A 15802-nucleotide genomic window follows, 5' to 3' on the forward strand; every position below is an offset into this window, starting at 1 on the left:
TAGTAAAGCCTGGAAAGATTCTTTTCAGGCTTTTTTATGTTCTCTTTTTAACTAAATAAGGGCATATTATTTAATTGATTAAAAATGAATGTGTTTTTTTAAATATTCTTTAGTAATTTTCGGAAAAACCAATCACAGGAAACTTTGGGTTTCTGAATTAGCTATAGGTGAACAAAATAGGAAAGTGAATGTACAATTAAGTATACTCCCCGATAGCCGTGTTCGCTGGTTAACAATTAATTATAAATAATGATATACAGATGAAGATAGATTCAATGAAACACCGTGGAATGAAATCTTTGGCGCTGGCACTTCTATTGTTGAGCGCTCCAACTATTTTTGCTCAAAATAAAGACGCGATGGTTTCGTCAATTGTGCAGGAGGCAAATGCAAATTCACAATTGGAGAAGTATGCGTTTGAGCTTATCGATATGATTGGCCCCCGTCTTGTCGGGAGTCCACAAATGCAGCAGGCGCACGATTGGGTTGTCAAAAATTATAATGCGCTTGGAGCACAGGCTCGTAATGAGCCTTATGGTGAATGGCGTTCCTGGGAACGGGGGACTTCTCAAGTGACGATGACCTATCCGAGAATAAAGTCTTTAGAAGGTACACAGTTGGCTTTTAGCCCTATGACGAAGGAGAAAGGGATCGAGGCAGAAGTGGTCGCTATGCCCTTATTTAGCTCCCAATCTGATTTTCAGTCCTGGCTTAAAACAATTAAAGGCAAGATCGTATTGATTGGGATGAATCCACTGTCGGGAAGATCTGACGCCAACTGGAAGGAGTCTGCTTCCCCGAAAGGTTATGAAAAATATCAAACCCTAAAAAGTGATCAGTTGAAAAAATGGGAGGGCAGCATGTCCTACACGGGAAGCACCCGTCGGACATTGCCATTGGCCCTGGAGAATGCTGGAGCCGTTGGTGTTATTGATTCCTACTGGACGGAGCTGCCAGGTATCACGCGGATTTTTGATGCGAAGTCCAAACAGATTCCGGTATTTAATGTCGGATTAGAAGATTATGGTCTGTTATACCGCATGACAGAACATGGGGTCAAACCTCGGGTATCGCTACAGGGAAATTCAAAAGAGCGTGGGACATCAAAAACCTATAATAGTATTGCGGAGATCAAAGGAAAAGAAAAACCGGACGAATATGTTGTGCTTTCGGCACATCTAGATTCTTGGGACGGAGCTTCGGGTGCTACAGACAATGCTACAGGGGTGATTACAATGATGGAGGCAGTCCGTATTTTAAGAAAGGTTTATCCCGAAAATAAAAGAACGATTTTGGTCGGTAACTGGGGTAGTGAGGAACAGGGGCTGAACGGTTCTTCTGCATTTGTCGAGGACCATCCCGAGATCGCTAAAAATATACAGGTGGTATGGAATCAGGATAACGGGACGGGGCGAATTGTTCGTATCGGGGGGAGTGGTTTTGAAAAATCCTACGAATACATTAGCCGCTGGGTGCAATATTTGCCTGAAGAGTTCCGCAATGAAATCCAAACCAGTTTTCCGGGCATGCCGGGGACGGGAGGGAGTGATCACTCTTCTTTCGTTCAAAAAGGAATTCCAGCCTTTGGGCTCTCTTCCACTTCATGGGATTATGGTAAAGTGACCTGGCATACCAATCGCGATACCTACGATAAGATTGTGTTTGATGAGGTGAAACAAAACGCCATTATCGTTGCGATTTTAACTTACCTAGCCTGTGAAGAACCGACTTTGGTCTCCCGGGAAAAGATCATATTGCCAATCGATAAAGATGGCAAGCAGACGGTATGGCCAACAAATCTACAGTCAAAAAGAACAAGTGGTAACTGATGATGAAACAGCTCATTTTTGTTTGTCTATTTTTGGTATGCGCCCTATTCTCTTATGGACAGGCTTCATTTGCTAATTTGGAAAACTACAGAACCGAGTGGTTGATCCTTCGTGAAAATAATAATTCCTTGGTGGGGATCCGTAGTTTCACGACAAATGCTGTAAAATATTATTTAACGGTAGATCCTACTACATTGCAAACGCGTGTAGTAGGAGATCGATCAGTAAGCGTTCTGTACAAAGATGCGGCTCAGGTTACGAGAAGTCTAAGTGGTTCGGTATATGAAAGTTGTTTTTCCTTGGTCAGAAAAACTGAAAATAACTTACAGGATGCGGGGCTGAATTTTAGACTTCCCAAAGAGGCTGGTATTAATTTGACGATCGATCTATGTCCTTCACACAAACCTTTGGACAAAGCTATTTTTGAGGATCTTCTCGTTGCGTTTAAGGGAATTGATAGCACCCTGCCACTGGCTGTTTCTGTTTCGGGCAAATGGATGCTAAATCATGCTGCAGATCTGGAATGGCTAAAGTCATTGGATACAAAGGGTGTAAAGATTACCTGGATCAATCATACGTACGACCATGTTTTTAACAATAACCCTTTAACGTCCAATTTTCTGCTTTCTAAAAATACGAATCTAAATTATGAGGTATTGGAGAATGAAAAATTGATGCTAAAAAATGGCCTTATGCCTTCCGTTTTTTTTCGTTGTCCGGGCCTAGTTTCAGATCGAAATATTATTGAACGGCTGTTGTCTTATGGTCTTATTGCAGTTGGCTCGGATGCATGGTTGGCTAAAGGGCAGCAAGCCAAGAACGGAAGTATTGTTCTGATTCATGGTAATGGGAATGAAGAACTCGGTGTGCAGGATTTTATCCAATTGCTTCGGACAGAATCTCAGTCAATAAAAACAAAACATTGGACATTGTATAGTTTATCTGAAGGCTTGGATGAGGAGCCGCATTAACTATTGAACAACTTGTTTTTGAGGATCGCCTTTCCTTTGCGTAGCTGGATAGCGTGGTAGATACTTGGGATGTCGTTAGACCAGTTTTTGAGCGTCAGGATAATAGCAATAATTTCCAGGCGCGTAAGAAGGCCTAGCCAGACCGTTAACTGAAATAAGATTGTCGATTGGCAATGTAGCAGTAATTCAACTAAAAGAGCGAATAAAAACAGCGTCCAGATCTTCGCTCCAATGGAGTGTGTTGCAATTTCCTTTTTAAATTTTGCAAAGCTAATGATGTAGGTTAATATCTCTGATCCTACCAGGATCAAAATCAATGTAGCATTATCCTTAAAAAATTGGGGACAGCTCAGGTAACTTACCAGTGAAACACAGGCAAAAAACAGGAGATCAACACTGGAGTCCCATCGACGTAACAGCGTGGTAGAAACAGCTAGCTTACGGGCAATAATGCCGTCGAATATGTCGCTTAATAATCCGATTATAAGAAATGAAATTGCATACCATTTAAAATGATCCACTTTGAGCCAGTAAAAGAGCAACAGCAGCAGGCCTAAGACAAGGCGCAGTATAATCAGTGTAAAAGGAATATTCTTTTTCAAAGCCTGCGGATAATCGGTTAAAACGTTGCTATTAAAGATACGTATTGTACATTACAAAACCAAAAAGGCACCTTTCATATTGAAAGATGCCTTTTTGGTTTTTCTTGCTTCCCTAAGTTTTAGGAGGGGTTTTTGAGGTGTTGATTGAAGTAGTCTGCAATTTTTTCGTACATATGAATACGGTCTTTCCCCATTACATTGTGTTCATGAGTCGGGTATAGAAAATAATCTACTTGCTTTCCGGCTTTAATACATGCTTCTAAAAACTCCATGCTGTTTTGTTGTACAACGACAGGATCTTGTGCACCATGAATAATCAATAGTCTTCCTTTCAGTTGATCGGCTTTATTGAGCAGAGATGTCAATTTGTAACCTTCGGGATTTTCTTGTGGAGTGTCCATGTAGCGTTCGCCGTACATAACCTCATAAAACTTCCAGTCGATTACCGGGCCTCCTGCTACAGCAGCCTTGAAAATATCGTTATGATGTAACATGAAGGAAGTTGTCATAAAACCACCGAAGCTCCACCCGAAAATACCCATGCGCTGTTGGTCAACAAAAGATTTTGATTTAAGGAACTCAATTCCTTTCATCTGGTCGGCCATTTCGTTTTGACCGAGGTTGCGATGCGTAGCAGTATAGAAATCCCGGCCTCTGTAATTTGTGCCGCGATTGTCCATGGTGAACACGATATATCCTTGTTGGGCCATATACATATCAAAATAACCAGCGCCTCCTAGCCATTTGTTGGAAACCAGCTGCGAATGTGATCCGCCGTATAAATAGTACATGACGGGGTATTTTTTTGCAGGATCAAAATCGTTGGGATAAATGATACGTCCTGTCAATGGGTATTTTCCATCTGCGGATGTCAATTGTATAAATTCAATTTTAGGATCATTTATTTTTCCGGCAAAAGGGTTTTCTGCATTGACTAAGGTTGTTTCTTTAGCAGATTTCACTTCTTTGATCTGAACTTTATTTGGTGTTTTTAAATTACTATATTGATCGTAGATGTACTTGCCATCGCTACTTAGCGCCGCATGGTGCATGCCCGATTCATTCGTTAATTGAACCGTTTTTCCTGATTTTAGATCGACTTCAAATAATTGGCGATCTAAACCATTGTTGGTGACTCCGGTGTAACTTACTTTGTTGCCATCAGCCGAAAAGTCAAGGAGTGCCTCCATCACAATGTCTTTATAGCCTAACTTTTTGATCAAATTACCTTCCGTGTTATAGAGGTAAAGTTGATTATAACCATCTTTATCGGATTGATAAAGGAATTGATCCGGTTTGTTTGGCAAAAATGTCAATGGGTTTTCTGGCTCAACCCAGGTTGTCGCAGTTTCTTCGAACAGGGTTTTGACGAAGGAACCGTTTTCGGCGTTGTATTTGTTGACTTTAAGATCATTTTGCCCACGGTTAAGTACTCCGACGTAGATGTATTTACCAGAAGGATCCCAGGTAACCATGGTTAAATATTGCTCTGAATGCTCGCCGGTTTGAAGGGTTACCTTTTGCCCCGTGGTGGTATTGTAAACGATCAAAGAAACTTCTTCTGATTTTTGGCCTGTCATGGGGTATTTTATCCATTTGATATCCGCAATTTTGGAACTCCATTGCGGTAACGGATAATTGGCAACCATCGTCTCGTTTTTGTGGTAGTACAGCAATTTATCATTCAGATTGTTCCACCACATTCCTTTCTTGATGCCAAATTCTTGACGGTGTGTATAATCGCTTCCATTGACAATCCCTTTGTCTGTATCGTTGGTTACAGCAGTAATTTTGCCGTTTTTGTCAATAATTGCGATGTTGTTGTCTACTAAGTAAGCGATTTTTGAAAAATCAGAACTTATCTCGCGATTAGCTCCCTTATTGTCATTCCCGATAAAACTTTCAATATTTTTTGATTTAATGTTGTAAGCTACCGTATAGGTTTTATCTTTTCCTTCAACCTGCAGTAATAGTGCATTTCCGTCGCGCCATTTGTAGTCGTAAGGAAATACGCGCAAATTAAATGTTTCGTTCGGGATAGCCGTTTTTAGTGCTTTTTCGAGGTCTGTTTTAGACGCGAGATTTGTTTCGCTCCAGTTGCTGGAAGCGCTTTTGGATAATAGGTTCTGATACGATTTATCGAGATAGGAGAGGTTGTTTGATTTTGGTATCCACGATGCTCCGGCTATCGATGTTGGGGCATAAGTTCGGGGGCCAAATACTGTTTCTTCTAAATTGAGGTTACGTTGTGCATAGCTGCTGATGGAGCTTGCCAACAAGAAGAATAGCGCAATTCTTTTCATTAAACTGTAATATTGTGTGAATGTTTATACTCAACGGCATAAGTGAGCCCATTCCAGTGGTTATTTGCGCTTCATTAATCCACTTACATAAGGCTTCTAAGCCTATTGCGGTAAGAAATTAATGGCACAAGTAGCTCATTACATTCCGTTTGTTTTTAATTTTATAGGGCTAAATTAGGGAAATAGCCCTATAAAACCTAATACAGAATTGTTGCTTTTCTAACTAAAATTGTTTGCTGCAAACCTATAGTTTACGTAGCCAGATGTTTCTGAACTGGACCAAATCACCATGATCCTGCAGTATAATTGGGCCTGGGCCATGGCTTATCTGCTTAGGTAGTCCTATATATTCTGTGGTACCGTCGATTTGGGTGTTGTTTTGCACAACGACTCCATTATGTAAGACCGTTACTGTTCCTTTAGAAGTCAATATTCCATCTTTACTGAATTGAGGAGCCTTATAAATAATATCATATACATGCCATTTGTCCGGTGCAATTACCTGCGCCAAAGGCGGCCGTTGTTTATAAAGACTACCCGCTCCACCATTGACATAGGTTGGATTGTTATTGTTGTCCAATACCTGAATTTCATAATGCCCCTGTAGGAAAATTCCACTATTGCCTCGCCCTTGGCCTTCACCCTTGATCACTTCGGGGCTTTTCCATTCAACATGCAGTTGAAAATCGCTAAAGTGTTCGTTAGTCTCAATGGCTCCAGCTCCCGGTTTTACTTCGAGCACGTTGTTGGCTACAGTCCAATTGGCTTTCCCTTTTTCACTTTTCCACTTGCTGAGATCCTTCCCATCAAAAAGAACAATTGCATCGCTTGGGATACCATGATCGATCGTTAATGTGGGGGGGACAGGACTATAATATTCCGTGTCACTGGCTTTCATATTGGTTTGGGCCTGCAGTGCTGTGGCACCAAATAAGAGTGTTGTTACTAGTGCTGATGATAAAAAAAAGTTCATCTGTTGGGTTTTTGGTATGGCTAAATATACAAATAATTCCATCTGTATGGAACAATTTCCTTAGGTTTGTACATGGCAACCATTTTACAAACAGTATCGCTGAAAGAGGCCCGATTCTATGCACCAATAGGTTACTATGAAGAAGAACAGGTGCTTGGCAATGAGTTTTTTGTTTCTATTGATGTATGTTTTCCCTTTTTGAATACGGAGACAGAGAACTTAAAAAATACGCTCAATTACGAAGAACTCTATCAGATTACCGCTAGCGTCATGCAGCCTAAACGAAAATTGCTCGAATCTGCGGCTTCAGAAATATTAGATCAGATTCGGGAAAGAGTATCCCATGCCCTGACGATCGAAGTGGTGATACGTAAATCGAACCCTCCCTTTGGTGGAGATCTTTCCTGCTCCCAAGTTAGCCTTAAATATTTCAAGGATTAAATTGAAACTGGATCAGCGATATGCTGGCTGAAAGATTTAGTTTTGCCAACTGTTATCTGATAGTCTTAAATTAACATTATGAATATTTACGATCTTGTAATTGCCGATAAGGAAAGGATAGCTTTAGAAGATGTCTTCTTGGAAGAGGAGAGCCGTCAGAAGCTCCATCAGCTGATTAAAGAGCATCGTTATATTAAAGAGCTTTCACAATATGGTCTGCCGGTTAGCAATAAGATTTTACTGCACGGTTATTCTGGTTGCGGAAAAACAACAACGGCGAAAGCCTTGGCCACAGCGCTCGAAAAACCAATTTATGTGTTGAATCTGAGCAACCTCATTTCTTCTCGTATTGGTGAAACCTCGCAGCACATTAAACAGGTCTTTGATAAAGCTGGGCGTGAAAAAGCAGTTCTGTTTTTAGATGAATTCGATCAGATAGGAAAGGCGCGGATTAGTGAAGAAAAGGATGTGGGTGAAATGCGTCGTCTCGTGAACACCATTATACAGCTGATCGATTATTTTCCTGCTGAAGCGGTATTGATTGCAGCAACCAACCATCCCGAAATATTGGATACAGCCATTATCCGGCGGTTTCAGCTTCGTTTGGCTTTTGAGTTGCCGACAATGGTGCAGTTGGATGCATATTATGATAAATTATTTATGCCATTTCCGCATTATGCTGATGTCGTACCTCGACGCTATGGGATCTCCTATGCGGAGGCCAAGGACTATATTTACGATGCTGTCAAATTCTTATTGATCGCTGCTTTGGAACAAAATCAACCTTAATGATTTTTTGAACGCTCCGCTTCAGACGCTTAATAAAAATAACAATTTCTGATAAACTGTTTTTTCTCTTCTATGTTAGTCTGTTAGTTGAACGCTCCGCTTCAGACGCCTAATAAAAAAATAACACCTTCTGATAAACTGTTTTGTCTCCTATACGTTATTGTGTATATGGGTGCAATTTATGATAAGACTGGATCCTGTCGATGACAGATTGATCGCTAAGCAACTAAAAATAGTTTGTGAATAAGTCAAAATGGCATTTGTTTTTATTTTAAAATGACATTTTGTCTTTTAAAAACTGCTGGTACGCAAATTGAATAATTCTCTTCAAATAGTTAGAACAAAAAAGCTTAACAATAAAACAAAAAATTAGGAGGACAAAAAATGGCATTAATTAAATTCCCTACAAAAAGTTTAAACACTGATGCAGTAAATCCATTTGTAAACACTGTATTTGACAATTTATTCAATGATAACTTCATCTCCGATCGTTTGGTATCCCGTGTGCCGGCGGTCAATATATCAGAATCCGAAAAATCATTTAAAGTTGAAATGGCAGCGCCCGGATTGGATAAATCTGATTTTAAGATCAATGTGGATAAAAATCTAATTACGATTTCAGCTGAGAAAAAAGAGGAAAGTGTTAGTGAAGAAAAATTATACAGCAAAAAAGAATTCAATTACTCTTCGTTCTCAAGATCATTTACCTTGCCAGAGACCGTAGATTACAGCAATATCGAGGCTGCCTATGAAGGTGGGATATTAATTTTGACTGTTGGCAAGAAAGAAGATGCAATCATTGCAAAACGTTTGATTGAAGTTAAATAATTCAGTAGTACACAAGAAATAGTTCATTTTAGAAATGACCAAAAGGTGAATAAAAGACAATAGTTTTTAGGTTTAGTTTATGTTTTAATCCCTCGGAGTTCCGTTTGTGTTCCGAGGGATTTTTCTTTTTTAAGGATGGTCTTGACATGATGAAAAGACTACTCAGTTTCGGTATAGTTTTCAGATCGGGGAATTCTGGCGAGATAGGGCTCCATCTCTTCTGGTAATTTCGTTAATTTCCGCTTTTGAAGGTCCAGCCAAGCTCCATCAACGTTAACGGTACAGCACAAAACTCCGTCATTACGAAAAACCTGATGTATAAATGAAAAACGACTATTTGTTTTGTTGTATTTGGTCAGTTCTACTTTTACCTGTACATATTCATCCAAATGTACTTCTTTAAAATAGATGAGTTCTTCCCTGAACAAAATAGGACCGATATGAAATTCGGCAAATTTATCCAGTGAAAAGCCCATTTTGTTCAACATATTACTACGGGCCTGAGCACATATGTCTGCGTAAGCAGAATGCCGCATATGTCTATTTGCATCGATCTGCGCCCATATAATTTGACCTTGATAAAATATATTCTCCATAATCTTCAGCGATTAGTCTCTATTTTAATAACAATTTACATATTTTTAAATAAAGCTGTAACACTTTGTTTGTTTGCTATACTTATTACCTAAATATATTTAAAGAAAAATCGCTAGGTGAACCCATCGGAAATAGAATTTCTTCGACTGATTGACGAGAATAAAGGTATTCTCGTTAAGGTGAGCCGTATGTATATGGATGATCACGAGGGGCGGCAAGATCTGTATCAGGAGATCGTCTATCAGCTGTGGAAATCCTATGCGACATTTAAGCAACAGAGTAAATTTTCAACGTGGATGTACCGTGTTGCCCTCAATACCGCAATGGTATTCTTAAAAAAAGAAAAGAAGCATCAGATTTATGATGCGTTAGAGGAGCGGCATGATTTTGCAGAAGAAGCTTACGATACCGATAAAGATGAGCAACTGAAAGTCTTTTACCAGGCCGTTCAAGAGCTCAACGCAATTGAAAAAGCCCTAATATTTTTGTTTTTGGAAGGTCAGAGTCATCGCGAGATTGCAGAGAATCTGGGTATATCGGAAGTCAATGCCCGCGTAAAATTAAACCGCACGAAGGAGCGAATTCAACAAATCATTAAAAAATACAAGTATGAATTTTGATGAGTTAAAGAAATCTTGGCAGGAACAGCCTACAGATGAGGATTTACAGAATCCAAATCTCAAATACTATAAGGAAGTTGGCAATATCATGGGCAAGTTGCGCAAGAATATCAAACGCGAGTTTATCTCCTGGGTCGTTTGTATGGGCTTTTTGTTTTTGGTGCCTATCTTGCCAATGTATAAGATTGAAGGTTATGCGGCATTTGCCTATTACTTTTTTATCGTACAGATATCATTATCAAGTCTTTTATATTACCGGAGGTTCTTTTATTTGGTAAAGAGCACGAAAAAGATCGAGTTGTTGGCTTCTAAAGAACACTTGCTCAAGTTGTATTACGATTTGAAGTATGCCGTAGAGACTTATCGTATTGCGGCCTATGTGATGATTCCACAAGCTTTGTTTCTATATCTTATTATGATAGCACAGAATAAAACAACGGTGTGGTTTGATCGGTTGTACCATTTCAAGGAAACTTTCCAACAGGAACCGAACTTTATTGTGTGGATGATTCTTTCGGCAATTGTGTCTATCGTCCTTGTTGTTGGTCTGACAGAAATTATGATTCGTTGCTACTACAGTAGGTATATCGCAGAGATCAAGGAGAAATTGGATCAAATGGAAACGGAATAAGGCGACCATATGAAATATCTACTTTGTTTTACAGGTGTTCGTGTTTATAGCGCATGGATATTTCGTATATTGTTATCGAAAATCATTGTCCATTATGTATAATCCGACAAAGAAGTTACAGCGCAGTTCCCAGATCTTAAGTATATTGGCCAAATATGGTTTTAAAGATGCGATCGCTCGATTGCCGTGGAAAGGACCCAGATCAGCCGTAGAACATCCTATTGATGTCGATGAGATCAGTGTTTATACCCGTATTCGCATGGCGCTTGAGGAGCTCGGTCCGGCTTTTATCAAGCTTGGACAATCTGCTTCGACGCGGGAAGGATTGTTGCCCAAAGAGCTCGTAGAGGAACTGAAGCGTCTAGAGGACAATGTTCCGCCCTTTGAAGTGGATATTAAATCGTATCTGAAGGAAGAACTGGAGCTGGATATTGAGGCGTATTTCCAGGAGATTGCTGCGGAACCTTTTGCTGCGGCTTCTATTGCACAGGTATATCGCGCAACCTTAAAAGATGGGACCCAAGTGGTTTTAAAAGTCCGACGTCCCGGTATCGATGAGGTTATGCGCTGTGATCTAGCACTCATGCGTGATATTGCCAAAATCCTAACCATGTACAATGATGTACTGGAAAACCTTAATCTTCTGCTAATTGTTGAATCTTTCGCTACGACAATGCAGGAAGAGATGTCCCTGGTGATTGAGCGGCATAACATCGAACGCTTCACGAAGAACTTTAAAGGAAATAAACTGATCAAGGTACCCCGTGTTTATCCTGAACTCTCATCGGACCGTGTTCTTTGCATGGAATATCTTGATGGTTTCAAGGTAACTGATGCCGTTGAAATTAAACGTCGGGGAATGGATGTCCAAACGCTGGTCAAAAATGGGATCAATTTATACCTTGAGCAAGTGATTATCCATGGTTTCTTTCATGGCGACCCCCATCCCGGCAATATGATGGTGATGCCAGATGGACGGATTGCTTTTTTGGATTTTGGAAATATGGGTAAATTATTGGGAATAGACCGTAGGCAGCTTGAGGAGTTTATTCAATCGGCTATTTCCGAAGATGCTGTCCGTTTAGCCGATGTGATTGAAGACGTTGCGGTGGTGAGCCATATTCCGGACCGTAACCGGTTTGAAAGATCCCTATATGAGATTTTCGATATGATTGATAATGTGTCTCTCGGGGATCTTAGCTTAGATTTATTGTTCAATAAATTGTGGAACATCATTGGCGACAACCGCTTGTATTTTCCGGAATATATCTATCAGTTGATGCGGGGCATTTCGTTGATGGAAGGTATTGGACGCCAGTTATATCCCGATCTTAATATTATGGAGAGTATCAAGCCTTTTGCACGAAGGATTATGATGGAGCGACTCTCTCCAGAGGCGATATTCAAAAAAGGAAAACATAAAGTTGAATCTTTTGCCCGTGATGTCGAAAAACTCCCTGAAGATATGCGTGCTCTTGTACGTTTGTTTCGGACGGGAAATTTTACACTCAACCATCGTCTGATCAGTGCACGATCTTTTAATGCCATTTTACGCAAGGGGGTCAATCGTATTGTCATCGGAATTATGTTTATGTCACTCAATTTACTGGGCGGAATGATTATCGTTGCAAGGGTAGAACCGCAGTGGTGGGGAATTCCCATTTTTGCCTGGATATGCCTTGGCTCCGCATGGGTCTTTGCTATATATTTATTTGTCGCCATGATCCGGGCAAAGGACAACGATTAGTCGGATCTAGAACATATTTTCAGCGACGATGACTGGCTATGCATACATACACACTATAAAATAGAAAACAAAAAGATATGGAAATCAATCTAAATGGGAAAAAGGCGTTGATCGGAGCGAGTTCTGCTGGTATAGGTGCAGCTATTGCCCAGGTGCTTGCCTCTTGCGGCGTATCTGTAACTTTAGCTTCCCGACATGAGGAAAAGCTACAGCGTACCTGTGAAAGTCTTGATACTTCCAAAGGGCAGGTGCATCAGTATATCCTGGTGGACTACAATGATCACGAAGCGTACAAAAAGCAAATAACACATTATTTTGAGTCGAATAAGGTTGATATTTTGATCAATAATTCGAATGGCCCACAAGCTGGAACCATAGACCAAAAAAATCTGGCGGATTACCAACATGCTTTTGAACTCTTATTTCAAAATCACTGTTACACAACCTCATGTGCGCTGCCTTATATGTTGGCAAACCGATACGGACGTATTATTAATGTGTCTTCTTCAACAGTGAAAGAACCGGTATCTAATTTAGTGTTGTCCAATACGATCCGTACAGCATTGATTAGCTGGAGTAAATCGTTGGCAGTGGATGTCGCTAAAGATGGCGTGACTGTCAACAGCATCTTAACAGGTCTGTTTGATACGGATCGTATCCAGTCGCTAACCAAGCTAGATGCACAACGTCTGGGGATTTCCTATGAGGAAGCGCTGCAATTACGGTTAAAACAGGTTCCTGCACAGCGCCTGGGTAAGCCTGAAGAATACGGTTATCTCGTCGCTTTCCTTTGCTCCGAATATGCAGGTTATCTGACTGGGACCAATATTCCCCTGGATGGCGGTATGTTAAAAGGCTTATAAAAAAGTGGCTATCCTATATCAAATAGGATAGCCACTAAGTTTGTGTGATTTATTATTTTCAATTAGTTCAATACCAATTCGGTATTGACAATGATGTCCACATCAGAAGCAACCGCTTCTACACCAGAAGGTAATTTATCATTGTATTTCATGCCGAAATCCTGACGGTTAATTTTTGTTTTAGCAGTAAAGCCAGCACGTGTTTTTCCCCATGGATCAGTAATGATTCCACCATTTTGAGTCACCTCGAAAGTTACTTTTTTCGTTACATCACGAATAGTCAAATCTGCTATCATAATATATTTTCCTTTTACTTTCGCATTTGTAAAACTGATAGACTTTAATGTCATTTTAGGGAATTTTTCCGCAGCAAAGAAATCATCGGTCTTCAAATGATTGTCACGGGCAGCGATACGTGTATCGATGCTGTTGACGTCGATAGAAAAATTAACTTTAGCATTGTTAAAGCCTGTTCCTGTTGCAGTTTCAACTGTACCTTCTACCTTTGTGAATTCACCGTCAACAAAGCTTATTCCAAGGTGTTTTACATCGAATCTTGCATTTGTATGCGCAGGGTCTGCAGACCATTTTACTTGTGCTACAGCAACATTAACCATTAATACTGCTACAGCCAAAATTTGGAAAAATTTATTCATGTGTTTTCTTTTTATTTATCTAACCTTCAAAAGTTCAAAATGTTTGTTTGAACAAGCTTCTGCAAAGGTGGGATAAACTAACAATGAAAAAATTGATGTAGGTCAAGAATTTCGATTCGGCTTTAATATTTGTCTTTTTAGACGGCTTAGAAACTCTTGTGTGACGCCAAGATAGGATGCTAATTGCATATTGGAGATCCGCGGGTAGATTTTAGGATACCTTTTGATGAAATCCAGATACCGCTCTTGTGCAGTAAAACCTATGCTCGAGATAATACGGTGCTGCGATGCTATTTGTGCACGTTGGGCCATTATCCTGGAGAGTTTCTCAAAGATTGGATGATCTTCGTAAAGTTTGTCTTTATTTTTTTTTGACAGTGTAAGTACCACAGCGTTTTCCAAAGCCTGGATATTTTGAAGTGCTGGCTCCTGATAATTAAAGCTGGCAATATCACCGATCCACCAATCTTCAATTGCAAACTGTAGAATGTGTTCGATCCCATCGGCGGTGACATAGAAAGATTTAAATAAACCGCTGATCACGTATGCTTCATGGTGACACACCTCGCCAGCCCGGAGGAAGTATTCTTTTTTCTTTATTTTCCTTACCTGATAACGTGAAACGATGTCATTCAGTTCTTCCTCAGTGACATCAATGCGTTGTTTTACAAATTCCTTGAATTGTTCCATTTGGCTGTAAAATACGAAATTTTGCAATGCTAATTTAACAAGCTGTTTGATTCCTATCAATCCTAAGTTAAAATAATTCAGTTGCTGGCTATTGCTTTTATTCAATTTGATCAAAACAGTGATGAAATCAACATTTTGGTGTAATATTTGACTGGATATTGCCGTAATTCAAATAGTTTCATCAATAATTGGTATCTTCTGTAGGATTTAAAATATTTTGATTGCTAAAACTATAAATATGTCTCATGAAGTTTGTTGCACCCAATACCCTTGAAAACGATAAGGTCGTATTACGAATCATAGAACCAGCGGATTTTGATACGCTATATCAAGTTGCCAGAGATCCCCTGATCTGGGAACAGCATCCCAATAAGGACCGCTGGAAGGAAGATGTTTTTCGCCTATTTTTTGAAGGTGCCTTGGCAAGTAAGTCTGCTTATTTAATCTTCGATAAGGAAAGTGGTGCCTGCATCGGTAGTACGCGGTATTATGGGCTTGATGAAGCGGAGAAATCGATTTTTGTTGGGTATACGTTTTATGCCTGTGCATATTGGGGTGCAGGAATCAATCCATTGGTCAAAGAGATGATGTTTGATTTTGCCTTCAATTTTGTGGATCGAATTTACCTGCATGTAGGGGCTGAAAATTATCGTTCTCAGACGGCAGTTGAGCGCTTGGGTGCAATTAAAGTGGCTGAAAAGATGGTCAGCTATGTGAACGAACCTGAACGTAAAAATTTTGAATACGCACTGGAAAAATCTGCCTGGCGGCGGATCAAGAGATAAAGCCTTATTATCCCTTGATGCCGCTGAGTATACTGCCTATAATGACTGTTAATACAATCAATGTGATAATAATGTAAAGCCGGTCCTTCTCGATGACAAACCCAAATAACGAGCCGATCACGCGCACGATGGGGGTACAAATCAATAGAAGTACACCTAGCTGTATAACCTGTGGAATATTTCGGTTGAATGCCCCGGTAATAATTCCGGTAATTGTTGTGTTGGAATTCCCTTCACCGACAAAATCTCTGTAATTCGGTACGGTGTCCTGTCCATGAACAATGAGGTAGAAGATACCGCCAAGGATAAGAATAGAGGAGGCGAATATAACGCCAATACGTAAAATTTGTCCTACCAAAAGTGAGATGTCCTTGTCTCCCCAATAGTGTTTCGAAAATACTTGTTTCATTTTGAGTAGTTATGTCCTTCATCGTCTAACGGAAGGATGTTACAAACCTAAAATTCTAAATCGTGTAA

At 40.0% G+C, this 15802-nt stretch carries 17 protein-coding genes; 10 read left to right on the forward strand and 7 right to left on the reverse strand.

Annotation, left to right across the window (positions count from 1 at the left end; translation table 11 throughout):
* Nucleotides 1-260: 260 nt before the first annotated feature.
* The gene (locus tag M2419_RS20460) at nucleotides 261-1829 is read left to right on the forward strand and encodes a M20/M25/M40 family metallo-hydrolase (RefSeq protein WP_153846807.1); all 1569 of its coding nucleotides are present in this window, start codon (nucleotides 261-263) and stop codon (nucleotides 1827-1829) included.
* The gene (locus M2419_RS20465; RefSeq protein ID WP_227550234.1) at nucleotides 1829-2800 is read left to right on the forward strand and encodes a polysaccharide deacetylase; all 972 of its coding nucleotides are present in this window, start codon (nucleotides 1829-1831) and stop codon (nucleotides 2798-2800) included. The genes M2419_RS20460 and M2419_RS20465 overlap by 1 nt, the downstream gene beginning before the upstream one ends.
* Here M2419_RS20465 and M2419_RS20470 read toward each other — a convergent pair.
* The 3 genes from M2419_RS20470 to M2419_RS20480 all read right to left on the reverse strand — a co-directional run bounded on the left by M2419_RS20470 (nucleotide 2797) and on the right by M2419_RS20480 (nucleotide 6678).
* On the reverse strand, nucleotides 2797-3402 hold the full coding sequence (locus M2419_RS20470) for a CDP-alcohol phosphatidyltransferase family protein (protein ID WP_200845672.1): 606 nt from the start codon (nucleotides 3400-3402) through the stop codon (nucleotides 2797-2799). The two genes, M2419_RS20465 and M2419_RS20470, sit on opposite strands and share 4 nt — an antisense overlap.
* Nucleotides 3403-3521: 119 nt before the next feature.
* A complete protein-coding gene (locus M2419_RS20475; RefSeq protein ID WP_153846809.1) occupies nucleotides 3522-5705 on the reverse strand; it encodes a DPP IV N-terminal domain-containing protein in 2184 nt (727 codons plus the stop codon).
* 244 nt (nucleotides 5706-5949) lie between these two features.
* A complete protein-coding gene (locus M2419_RS20480) occupies nucleotides 5950-6678 on the reverse strand; it encodes a DUF1080 domain-containing protein (RefSeq protein WP_153846810.1) in 729 nt (242 codons plus the stop codon).
* 72 nt (nucleotides 6679-6750) lie between these two features.
* On the opposite strand from M2419_RS20480, the gene M2419_RS20485 reads away from it, so the two are divergent.
* The 3 genes from M2419_RS20485 to M2419_RS20495 all read left to right on the forward strand — a co-directional run bounded on the left by M2419_RS20485 (nucleotide 6751) and on the right by M2419_RS20495 (nucleotide 8736).
* Entirely contained in the window at nucleotides 6751-7119 is a 369-nt protein-coding gene (locus M2419_RS20485; protein WP_153846811.1) for a dihydroneopterin aldolase, read from the forward strand.
* A 78-nt stretch (nucleotides 7120-7197) separates the two neighbouring features.
* A complete protein-coding gene (locus M2419_RS20490) occupies nucleotides 7198-7908 on the forward strand; it encodes an AAA family ATPase (RefSeq protein ID WP_153846812.1) in 711 nt (236 codons plus the stop codon).
* A gap of 384 nt (nucleotides 7909-8292) precedes the next feature.
* The gene (locus tag M2419_RS20495) at nucleotides 8293-8736 is read left to right on the forward strand and encodes an Hsp20/alpha crystallin family protein (RefSeq protein WP_075994089.1); all 444 of its coding nucleotides are present in this window, start codon (nucleotides 8293-8295) and stop codon (nucleotides 8734-8736) included.
* A 158-nt stretch (nucleotides 8737-8894) separates the two neighbouring features.
* Here the strand turns inward: M2419_RS20495 and M2419_RS20500 are convergent, their stop codons facing one another.
* The gene (locus M2419_RS20500; protein WP_075994088.1) at nucleotides 8895-9332 is read right to left on the reverse strand and encodes a thioesterase family protein; all 438 of its coding nucleotides are present in this window, start codon (nucleotides 9330-9332) and stop codon (nucleotides 8895-8897) included.
* Between the two features lie 117 nt (nucleotides 9333-9449).
* Here M2419_RS20500 and M2419_RS20505 point away from each other — a divergent pair, with 117 nt between their 5' ends.
* From M2419_RS20505 to M2419_RS20520, 4 genes are all read left to right on the forward strand, one after another.
* Entirely contained in the window at nucleotides 9450-9953 is a 504-nt protein-coding gene (locus tag M2419_RS20505; protein ID WP_075994087.1) for an RNA polymerase sigma factor, read from the forward strand.
* Complete coding sequence (locus M2419_RS20510; RefSeq protein WP_153846813.1) at nucleotides 9943-10584, forward strand: hypothetical protein; 642 nt, start codon at nucleotides 9943-9945, stop codon at nucleotides 10582-10584. The genes M2419_RS20505 and M2419_RS20510 overlap by 11 nt, the downstream gene beginning before the upstream one ends.
* Before the next feature lie 94 nt (nucleotides 10585-10678).
* On the forward strand, nucleotides 10679-12331 hold the full coding sequence (locus tag M2419_RS20515; protein WP_153846814.1) for an AarF/ABC1/UbiB kinase family protein: 1653 nt from the start codon (nucleotides 10679-10681) through the stop codon (nucleotides 12329-12331).
* Nucleotides 12332-12408: 77 nt separating this feature from the next.
* Nucleotides 12409-13194, forward strand: coding sequence for an SDR family oxidoreductase (locus M2419_RS20520; protein ID WP_153846815.1), 786 nt, complete (start codon nucleotides 12409-12411; stop codon nucleotides 13192-13194).
* A gap of 62 nt (nucleotides 13195-13256) precedes the next feature.
* Here M2419_RS20520 and M2419_RS20525 read toward each other — a convergent pair whose 3' ends face one another.
* Both M2419_RS20525 and M2419_RS20530 read right to left on the reverse strand, forming a co-directional pair.
* Nucleotides 13257-13850, reverse strand: coding sequence for a YceI family protein (locus tag M2419_RS20525; protein WP_153846816.1), 594 nt, complete (start codon nucleotides 13848-13850; stop codon nucleotides 13257-13259).
* Between the two features lie 102 nt (nucleotides 13851-13952).
* Nucleotides 13953-14540, reverse strand: a complete 588-nt coding sequence (locus M2419_RS20530; RefSeq protein ID WP_145328318.1) for a Crp/Fnr family transcriptional regulator — start codon at nucleotides 14538-14540, stop codon at nucleotides 13953-13955.
* 245 nt (nucleotides 14541-14785) lie between these two features.
* On the opposite strand from M2419_RS20530, the gene M2419_RS20535 reads away from it, so the two are divergent.
* Nucleotides 14786-15325: a GNAT family N-acetyltransferase gene (locus M2419_RS20535; RefSeq protein WP_153846817.1), complete on the forward strand. Its 540-nt coding sequence runs from the start codon at nucleotides 14786-14788 to the stop codon at nucleotides 15323-15325.
* A gap of 7 nt (nucleotides 15326-15332) precedes the next feature.
* On the opposite strand, the gene M2419_RS20540 is transcribed toward M2419_RS20535, so the two are convergent.
* Complete coding sequence (locus M2419_RS20540) at nucleotides 15333-15734, reverse strand: DUF1634 domain-containing protein (RefSeq protein ID WP_153846818.1); 402 nt, start codon at nucleotides 15732-15734, stop codon at nucleotides 15333-15335.
* Between the last annotated feature and the right edge of the window lie 68 nt (nucleotides 15735-15802).

The sequence above is a fragment of the Sphingobacterium sp. BIGb0116 genome, assembly GCF_024808035.1.
GTDB classification, from domain to species: Bacteria; Bacteroidota; Bacteroidia; order Sphingobacteriales; family Sphingobacteriaceae; genus Sphingobacterium; species Sphingobacterium paramultivorum.